This window comes from Lysinibacillus sp. 10T31 (assembly GCF_056394365.1).
In genome coordinates this window covers 23,533-31,906 of the sequence record NZ_JBFTHS010000052.1, presented here as the reverse complement: position 1 = coordinate 31,906, position 8,374 = coordinate 23,533, and the positions used below count along the sequence as shown (strand labels likewise).

Annotated in this window: 10 protein-coding genes; 9 read left to right on the top strand and 1 reads right to left on the bottom strand. The window is 38.0% G+C overall.

All coding sequences use genetic code 11. The features are described 5' to 3' along the window. Window positions 1-213 precede the first annotated feature (213 nt). Complete coding sequence (locus AC1DCY_RS22595) at window positions 214-420, bottom strand: hypothetical protein (protein ID WP_477353685.1); 207 nt, start codon at window positions 418-420, stop codon at window positions 214-216. A 218-nt stretch (window positions 421-638) separates the two neighbouring features. On the opposite strand from AC1DCY_RS22595, the gene AC1DCY_RS22590 reads away from it, so the two are divergent. From AC1DCY_RS22590 to AC1DCY_RS22550, 9 genes are all read left to right on the top strand, one after another. After that, window positions 639-764, top strand: a complete 126-nt coding sequence (locus AC1DCY_RS22590) for a hypothetical protein (RefSeq protein ID WP_477353683.1) — start codon at window positions 639-641, stop codon at window positions 762-764. A gap of 136 nt (window positions 765-900) precedes the next feature. Beyond that, the gene (locus tag AC1DCY_RS22585) at window positions 901-1,641 is read left to right on the top strand and encodes a tetratricopeptide repeat protein (protein ID WP_477353681.1); all 741 of its coding nucleotides are present in this window, start codon (window positions 901-903) and stop codon (window positions 1,639-1,641) included. Window positions 1,642-2,033: 392 nt separating this feature from the next. Then, a complete protein-coding gene (locus tag AC1DCY_RS22580; RefSeq protein ID WP_400727429.1) occupies window positions 2,034-2,504 on the top strand; it encodes a flavin reductase family protein in 471 nt (156 codons plus the stop codon). 27 nt (window positions 2,505-2,531) lie between these two features. After that, on the top strand, window positions 2,532-4,010 hold the full coding sequence (locus AC1DCY_RS22575; protein ID WP_477353679.1) for a 4-hydroxyphenylacetate 3-hydroxylase family protein: 1,479 nt from the start codon (window positions 2,532-2,534) through the stop codon (window positions 4,008-4,010). Window positions 4,011-4,032: 22 nt separating this feature from the next. After that, the gene (locus AC1DCY_RS22570; protein ID WP_477353677.1) at window positions 4,033-4,788 is read left to right on the top strand and encodes an IclR family transcriptional regulator; all 756 of its coding nucleotides are present in this window, start codon (window positions 4,033-4,035) and stop codon (window positions 4,786-4,788) included. 26 nt (window positions 4,789-4,814) lie between these two features. After that, window positions 4,815-5,375 carry a 3-hydroxyanthranilate 3,4-dioxygenase gene (locus AC1DCY_RS22565; protein ID WP_477353675.1) on the top strand — a complete coding sequence of 187 codons (561 nt, stop codon included), beginning with the start codon at window positions 4,815-4,817 and terminating at the stop codon, window positions 5,373-5,375. Further along, window positions 5,360-6,391, top strand: coding sequence for an amidohydrolase family protein (locus AC1DCY_RS22560; RefSeq protein ID WP_477353673.1), 1,032 nt, complete (start codon window positions 5,360-5,362; stop codon window positions 6,389-6,391). The genes AC1DCY_RS22565 and AC1DCY_RS22560 overlap by 16 nt, the downstream gene beginning before the upstream one ends. Then, on the top strand, window positions 6,366-6,827 hold the full coding sequence (locus AC1DCY_RS22555) for a RidA family protein (protein WP_477353671.1): 462 nt from the start codon (window positions 6,366-6,368) through the stop codon (window positions 6,825-6,827). Before AC1DCY_RS22560 ends, AC1DCY_RS22555 begins: the two co-directional genes overlap by 26 nt. A gap of 79 nt (window positions 6,828-6,906) precedes the next feature. After that, window positions 6,907-8,373, top strand: coding sequence for an aldehyde dehydrogenase (locus AC1DCY_RS22550; RefSeq protein ID WP_477353689.1), 1,467 nt, complete (start codon window positions 6,907-6,909; stop codon window positions 8,371-8,373). Window position 8,374 lies beyond the last annotated feature (1 nt).

Here is an 8,374-nt window from a genome sequence, read left to right as displayed (position 1 = left end):
GTAAAGAAGTCTTAGAACTGCTAATTTTTCATCTTTTGAGTGGTTACTTCGAGCCATAAAAAAATGCCCCCCTAGATAAACAGATTTTTATTTTTTAATCTGTCTACCTAAAGGGGAGCATATCAGTAGAGAAGGGGGATATTACTTTTTTGTTTCAACGAGCGTTTGAAAAAATAAGGGTCACTTCAAAAATGTAGTATTAAGTCACGCGAGTTATTTAGAAAAATGATTCGATATTTGTTGTTTTTCATCCCCCCATAAATAAAAAAAGATTAGTAGTAATGTGCTTAAAAACCCCATCACAAGGGCGTATGTGCTGAGGGCCACATCCACTTGGCTTTGCATAGCATAAATGAAAATAGCTCCTAATGTTAACAAATTTCCAATAATAAGCGATACAAAATGAAATCGTTTATTCATAGCACAAGCCCCCCTATATATAATTTACATGTTCTAAAAAAATGAAAATACACTTCAATTATCTCATAATTCAGAACTTTTTCCAATGTTTTTTTATCTGGGGCTTATCGCCACAGATGTGGAGGCGGAAAGTGATGACTTAGTGGCGAAAAGGCACGTGATAGCGGCGGAAAAGCATGAGTTAGCGGCGGAAACCCATGTCTTAGCGGAGGAAAGGCATGTCCAAGCGGCGGAACCCCGTGCCGAGCAACACGAGTGAAGCGGCTCATCGGAAGCCTTCGAGAAAACGCCCAGTAGAAACGGAAAGCAACCCTCGCTATGTGAAGAACCATAATGTGATCTAACTTTTAATGTGGTCTACTGATTCAGCTTTGAATTAAAAGAATTATAGAAAAATTATTGCTATTTAGTTTGTTTTAGATTTAAAGATGGTAAAATACCTATATTACTTTTCTTTTGGTGAAGGTGAGGATTTTAATAGTGATCAAACAATTTGATGAGCAAGTCCAACAAATAAATGAATTATTTTTAAATGGTCATGTGAACGAAAGCTATCAATTAGCCAAAGCACTGTTAGCTAATAGTGCGTTTACAGAACATGAATCTTTTCCGACAATTCAACAGCACGTCGCATTGTTAGAAGCGAACGGTTATGCAAATATGCCAGTTCCTACTGCTGAAAAAGTGAAGCAAAGTGTTGAACGAACAGATGGCTCCTATCCAGAGCGTGATGTACTTGCTGCATACATAGGAAGTGAGGATGATCAGCAATTCGGTAAAGTAGTGGATGAATTATTAGTTGGATCGGTCGAGGCGCAAGCAAATGCATACTATACAATGGCAGAATATTTTGCTCTTGCTAAGGAGCATGACAATGCACTTGTACAATATGCGGAGGYGATAAAACTACAGCCAAATAAAGCTCTTTACTGGGGAGCATTTGCACAGTATTTGAGTCGAAATGAAGGCAGTCCGTATTTGGCACTACGTCTTATTGAAGAAGCTATTCAGTTAGATGGCATGAACCCTCGCTGGTATTACATTCAAGGAAATATTTTTTTACAGCTAGTCGCAACTACAAAAAATTTAAGCTATTTACCTGCTCTAGAAGAAGCATGGGAAAAGGCAAAAAAGCGTTGCTCTGCCAAGCAAGTGGCATTAAAAGTGGACATTGCGAAATCCAATGACGTGCTAGCGCAATGGAAAAAGCAAATGCTCTAAAAGAAAAACATACTAACATTAGTAGTACAAACCAAGGTCATGGTTTGTGCTACTTTTTTATTGTAGAAGTGAAGAAAGGTAGAATCTATAGGAGTGTTTCCTTTTTTGCTCATAAACGCAGAAATAAATAGAATGAATTTTCGGAAAAGTGAAAATAATAATAAAGTTTTAGATAAAGAGATTTCAAGCAGAAAAATATCATATAAATCAGCGAATTATCAAATTGTAGATGGTTATTATTTTACGGAGATAGAAAAATATTGATTATTGTAGAAAAAATAAGTATGAAGTAGAAAGTTATTTTGTTCGATTTCACTATTTGAAATATAATGCATTTCAAGGAGAAGAGAAATTGTTATGATTCTACTAATAAATGAAAGGGGGTGCTGTAAATGGATACAAAATTACTTAGACAAACATTTGGGAAATTTCCTACAGGAGTGACGGTAGTTACTTGGTTTGATGGCGCGAGTATTAATGGAATTACAGTGAACTCATTTACTTCCGTTTCGTTAGAGCCAGCTCTAGCACTAGTATCTATCGATAAAAAAGCAAATTCTTTATCTCAAATGAAAAACAAAGCTTTTACAATTAATATTTTAGCAGATCAACAAGAGTCTATAGCATGGCAATTTGCAGGACGAAAGCAAGAAGGGCTAGAAATTACATGGATTAAAGATGGTATAGCTCCGAAAATTGAAGGTGTGTCTGCTTTCATCGAATGTAAACCATGGAAAGAAGTAGACGCAGGAGACCATGTGTTATTTATAGGAGAAATAATAAATTTTGAACGCACTAAAAGGGAAGCGCTTACATTCTTTGAAGGCAAGATGGGCTCGACAAAACAGCTAATACAACAATAATTATTTCGGAGAGGAGGATTTTCAGTTATGGGAATCAGAACAGGACAACAGTATATAGATGCATTAAAGTCAAGAAAACCGGAAGTATGGCTAAATGGCCGTTTAGTAGAGAGTGTTTACGATGAACCCTATTTTCATCAACCAATTCAAGAAATTGCAAAGTTATATGATTTGCAACATGATCTAAAATACCAAGAAGATTTAACGCATGTATGTGAAGAAACAGGTGAGCGTGTAGCAACTTCATTCCTATTTGCTAAATCTTACGAAGACATCATGAAACGTAGTAAAGCTTTTGAAGTTGTAGCTCGACAAACATATGGCTTGATGGGCAGAACGCCAGATTTTTTAAATACAGTAGTGACTTCATTAGCACAAAATTCTTGGTTCTTAGCGGAATACAACCAAGATTGGGCTAAAAATATTGAAGCTTATTATCGTCATATACGTGATAATGATGTGTTCTTAACTCATGCAATTGTGAATCCGCAAAATGATCGAAGTAAAGCATCACATCAACAGTCAGATATGTTTACACACTTAGGTGCAGTAGAAGAACGTCCAGAGGGGTTAGTCGTCCGCGGAGCAAAAATGCTAGCAACATTAGCAGCGTTTACGGATGAAGTGATTATCTATTCATACCCAGGATTTGCATCGGGAGATGAGCGTTATGCATTAGCTTTTGCTGTACCAATTGATGTGAAAGGATTAAAAATTATTTGTCGTGAACCAGTTCAAGATGGTACACGCTCAACATTCGATCATCCGCTGGCTTCTCGCTATGAGGAAATGGATGCTCTTCTCATTTTTGAAGATGTATTAGTACCATGGGATCGGGTGTTTTTATATAACAACGTTGAAGCTGCGAACTTATTGTATCCAATGACAGGTATTGCAGAACAGCCAGCACATCAGTCAGGTGTTAGAGGATACATCAAACTTGCATTTGCTGTAGAGGTGGCTTGCAAGGTTGCTGATTCGATTGGTGTAGATCAGTTTTTAAATGTGCAACGTGACCTCGGTGAATTAGTGCAATCTGTAGAAGTCATTCGTGCATTGCTTCGAACAGCAGAGCATGAATTTACAATAACAAAGCACGGTGAAGCTCGATTAAACCCAGATGCCTTAGAAACAATTCGCGGCATGATGCCAGAAATGTATCCAAGAGCAATTGAAGTAATGCAAACAATTGGTGCAGGCGGTTTACTAATGATGCCAACTGAAGCGGATTTCCTAAATTCAGAACTCCGTCCAAGTATCGATCGCCATTATGGTGGTCGAGAAGGTGTAGATGCAGAACTAAGAATGAAAATCTTTAAGCTAGCTTGGGATCTATGTGGTGAAGGGTTTGGTATGAGAGCACTTCAATATGAACGCTATTATACAGGGGATCCTATTCGGAAACGTGCTATTTACTACAATAAATTTAAGAAAGGGTACTCTTTTGATTTAGTTGATTCAATTCTTGCTAAGAAAGAAGACGTAAGAGAGAAACAAACACTTTAAATTGAACTTGGAGGTGAAGGACTTGATTTCATCGGTTAAAAAAATCACACGCATTATCGATTTATTTTCGGATGACGAACCATCTTTGAGTAATAAAGAAATTGCAGATAAGCTAAATTTACCTCCGAGTTCAGTCCATCATTTCTTAAAAACAATGTGTAAAGAAAGTATTCTCTTGCAAGGCAGTGATAAGCGTTACCGACTGGGGTGGAAAATTCTTGAGTGGAGTAACAAAGTTATGTATTCCCAAGATATTAATTTTGAAGCAGGACCCATTATAAGTAATTTAGTTGCGCGTTTTAAAGGTACTTCTCATATTGGAATGTTTGATAATGGGGAAGTTCGATTTGTATACAAGGCCATGTCTCCACATGCGGATGTAGTACCAACGTTTGTCGGGATGACTCGTTATCCTGCTTATTCAACAAGCATCGGAAAAGTTTTATTAACGTATAATCCAGCATTTATGATACCGATGATGGAAAAAGGAATGTTTAAACAAACGACCAATACCATCACTTCTGTGGATGACTTGAAAAAGGAGCTTGAAGTGGTATATAAAAACGGTTATGCCATTAGCGATTTAGAAAATGAATCGAATACTTATGGAATTGCAGCACCTATTAAAACCTATAATGGTGAGGTTGTGGCGGCTCTTAACTTAGTAGGTGAAAAAAGTTATATGAACGGTAAGGAAAAACATGCGATTGTTCGTGAAGTAATCCGTTCAGCAGAAATGATTTCGAGACAAATAGGCTATATGACAATTAATTATTAAATCTAAAAAACAGGAGGAATTCAAATATGTCAAATTCAACGCAAGTAAGTAAATTACAAGCTCGTTCTCAAAACATTTTAAAAATCATTGAGGAGAACAAGAACTTACTAAAACCGCCAGTGAATAATAAAGTACTATGGGAAGACTCTGAGTTTTTAATTATGTTACTTGGCGGTCCAAATGCTCGTCGTGAATTCCATGTTGACCCATCAGATGAACTATTCTATCAAATTAAGGGTTCTTGTTTTGTAGAGGTTATTAATGATGAAAATAAACGTGAAGTAATTGAAGTGAAGGAAGGCGAAATGTTCATGCTACCAGCGAACGTTCCTCATTCACCGCACCGTATAGCAGACACATATGGAATTGTCGTGGAGAGAAAGCGCAAAGAGGGCGAGTTAGAAGATTTAGTATGGCTATGCAGTGAATGCGACCATGAATTATATCGTGTACGCATTCAAGTAACAAACATTGGTAAACAAATTGCAGAAGGTATTGATTACTTCAACTCTTCTAAGGAATTACGCAAATGTGATAGTTGTGGACATGTAATGCCTGATACGGTGAGTGAATGGCAATGCGAATAGATTTCCATACACATATTTATCCAAGAGATTTACCGGATTTTGCTATTAAGTATGAAAATGAAAAGTGGCCCGTCCTAGAGCAAAAATGTTCTTGTGGAGCGGATATTATGGTAAGTGGTAAAGTGTTTAGGGAAGTGACCGATCAAGTCTGGGATGCGAAAAAGCGCATAGAGGATATGGATAATGAGGGTGTGGATATGCAGGTTATTTCACCTGTACCTGTAACATTTTCTTATTGGGCACCTATTGAACAAGCGGTAGAGCTTGCACAATTCCAAAATGATTTTATTGCAGAGGTTGTTAAAGAACATCCAGATCGTTTTATCGGCCTAGGAACTGTACCGTTGCAAGATGCAAAAGCAGCAATCGTTGAATTAATACGGTGCAAAGAAATAGGTCTAGTTGGAATTGAGATTGGCACCAATATAAATGGAGAAAATTTAGACAGCGAGTATTTACTGCCATTTTTTGAAGCGGCAGAACAATATGAAATGCCACTATTTATTCACCCTTGGGAAACCTTAGCTCAAAATAGAACACCAAGACATAACTTTTTATATACAATCGGCATGCCAAGTGAGACAGCTTTAGCGGCAGCGAGCTTAGTGTGGAGTGGCGTAATGGAAAAGTGTCCTAATTTAAAGGTTTGTTTTGCACATGGTGGCGGATCATTCCCTTACATTCTTCCACGTTTAGACCAAGGGTGGGATGTTTGGCCAAACCTTAGACGTACAAAATATCCTCCAAGCCACTATACGAAAAACTTTTACTTTGATTCATTAGTATATGAATCACAAAATCTGCATTATTTAATTGAACGTTTTGGCCATGAGAAAATTATTATGGGATCTGACTATCCGTTTTTACTGAGAGAAATTAACCCTGGGAAAATTATAGACGAAACCTTGGACTTATCAGAGGAAGTACGAAAAGCAATTCTAGGTGAAAATGCTATGACATTTTTAAATGTAGAAAGGAGCAAGGTTCTAAATGGTAAATCAAGTGAAAACGCCTGAAGAACGATTGCAAGAGCTTGGAATAGAGCTTGCTGAGCCTAGGGAAGCGGTTGGAAATTATGTTAGTTGCGTACGAACAGGTAATTTAATTTTTACATCGGGGCAAGGCGTCGATCAGTATCATGGCAAATTAGGTGAAGATTTAACAGTAGAGGATGGCTATGCAGCTTGTCGCCAATCGATGATTAACCTATTATCGGTCTTGAAATCTGAATTAGGTGATTTATCGAAAGTGAAGCGTATTGTAAAAATTTTAGGGATGGTCAATTCTACGCCTGATTTTATACAACAACCAAAAGTTATGAATGGTGCATCAGATTTACTAGTGGATGTTTTTGGAGAACGAGGTAAGCATGCTCGTTCGGCAGTTGGAATGGCCCAACTCCCTAATAATACAGCAATTGAAATAGAATTGGTTGTTGAATTTTCTGAATAATCAAAAAGCGACTTTGAGAAATAAGGTAAGAGACTTTTTTTCTTAAAGTCGCTTCATAATTGAGGGAGTGAGATAAGTGGTGCAACATGCAACGATTAAAACGAAAAGTATCAATTGCCGTAATTTCATAAACGGTGAATTCATTGAGGCTACAGATGGAAAAGTATTTGAAAATATAAATCCTGCGACAGAAGAAGTCATTGGATGGGTAGCAGAAGCGACTAGAGAAGATATCGATGCAGCAGTACAGTCTGCAAAAGCTGCTTTGAAAGGCACATGGGGAAAATTCACTGTCAAAGAGCGTTCTCAACTTTTACGACGTATTGGCGACCTCATTTTAGAAAATGTTGAAGAACTCGCTGCTTTAGAGGCAACCGATACAGGTAAGCCGTATCATTTAGCTTTAGAAATGGACATTAAACGTGCGGCACATAATTTCCACTTCTTTGCGGATTATGTTACTTCGCTTGGGAATGAATCTTACAACCAAGACAATTTGGCACTACATTATTCAGTGACACGACCAGTAGGTGTTGTGGCCATGATTAATCCTTGGAATTTACCATTACTCCTTTTAACTTGGAAATTAGCCCCTTGTCTAGCGGCAGGTAGTACCGCTGTCATGAAACCGGCGGAGCTTACACCAATGACAGCTACTCGCTTGGTTGAATTGTGTCAAGAAGCGGGGGTACCAGATGGTGTTGTCAATTTAGTTCACGGTTTTGGTGGGAATTCAGCAGGTGCATTTCTATCGGAACACCCTGATGTAGATGCTATTACATTTACGGGGGAAACCAAAACAGGTACCACTATTATGAAGGCCGCCGCCCCTACATTGAAAAAAGTCTCATTTGAATTAGGTGGCAAAAATCCAAATATTATTTTTAAAGATTCGAACCTAGATGAAGTTCTTGCGACAACGCTAAAATCGAGCTTTATGAACCAAGGGCAAGTGTGTCTTTGTGGTTCTCGTATATATGTTGAACGTGATATTTATGAAGAATTTGTAGAGAAGTTTGTAGCGCGCACAAAAGAATTAAAGATAGGGGATCCATTTGATGCAACGACAGATATCGGCTCTGTTGTAGGGAAAGAACATTATGAAAAAGTAATGGGTTACATTCAAACTGCGAGAGAAGAGGGTGGCAATATTCTTACAGGCGGTGGTCGCCCAGCAAATAGAGATAAAGGCTATTATATTGAGCCGACAATTATTACAGGTTTAACGGACCACAATCGTTGTGTACGCGAAGAAATTTTTGGCCCGGTTGTGACAGTATTGCCTTTTGATACAGAAGAAGAAGTGATTGCACGTGCAAATGATACAAATTACGGCTTAGGTGCAACTATTTGGACAAATGATTTAAGACGTGCACACCGTGTTGCAGGTCAAATTGAGTCAGGAATCGTTTGGGTAAATACATGGTATTTAAGAGATCTTCGGACACCATTTGGTGGTATGAAGCACAGCGGAATCGGACGTGAAGGTGGCGCACATAGCTTTGAATTCTACTGTGAGGTCTCAAACGTAACAATTAAATTATAAC

Excerpts from the sequence above, each read along its gene's own strand:
- AC1DCY_RS22595 (WP_477353685.1), bottom strand. The coding sequence starts at position 420 with ATGAATAAACGATTTCATTTTGTATCGCTTATTATTGGAAATTTGTTA.
- AC1DCY_RS22590 (WP_477353683.1), top strand. The coding sequence starts at position 639 with ATGTCCAAGCGGCGGAACCCCGTGCCGAGCAACACGAGTGAAGCGGCT.
- AC1DCY_RS22580 (WP_400727429.1), top strand. The coding sequence starts at position 2,034 with ATGGATACAAAATTACTTAGACAAACATTTGGGAAATTTCCTACAGGA.
- AC1DCY_RS22575 (WP_477353679.1), top strand. The coding sequence starts at position 2,532 with ATGGGAATCAGAACAGGACAACAGTATATAGATGCATTAAAGTCAAGA.
- AC1DCY_RS22565 (WP_477353675.1), top strand. The coding sequence starts at position 4,815 with ATGTCAAATTCAACGCAAGTAAGTAAATTACAAGCTCGTTCTCAAAAC.
- AC1DCY_RS22560 (WP_477353673.1), top strand. The coding sequence starts at position 5,360 with ATGGCAATGCGAATAGATTTCCATACACATATTTATCCAAGAGATTTA.
- AC1DCY_RS22555 (WP_477353671.1), top strand. The coding sequence starts at position 6,366 with ATGGTAAATCAAGTGAAAACGCCTGAAGAACGATTGCAAGAGCTTGGA.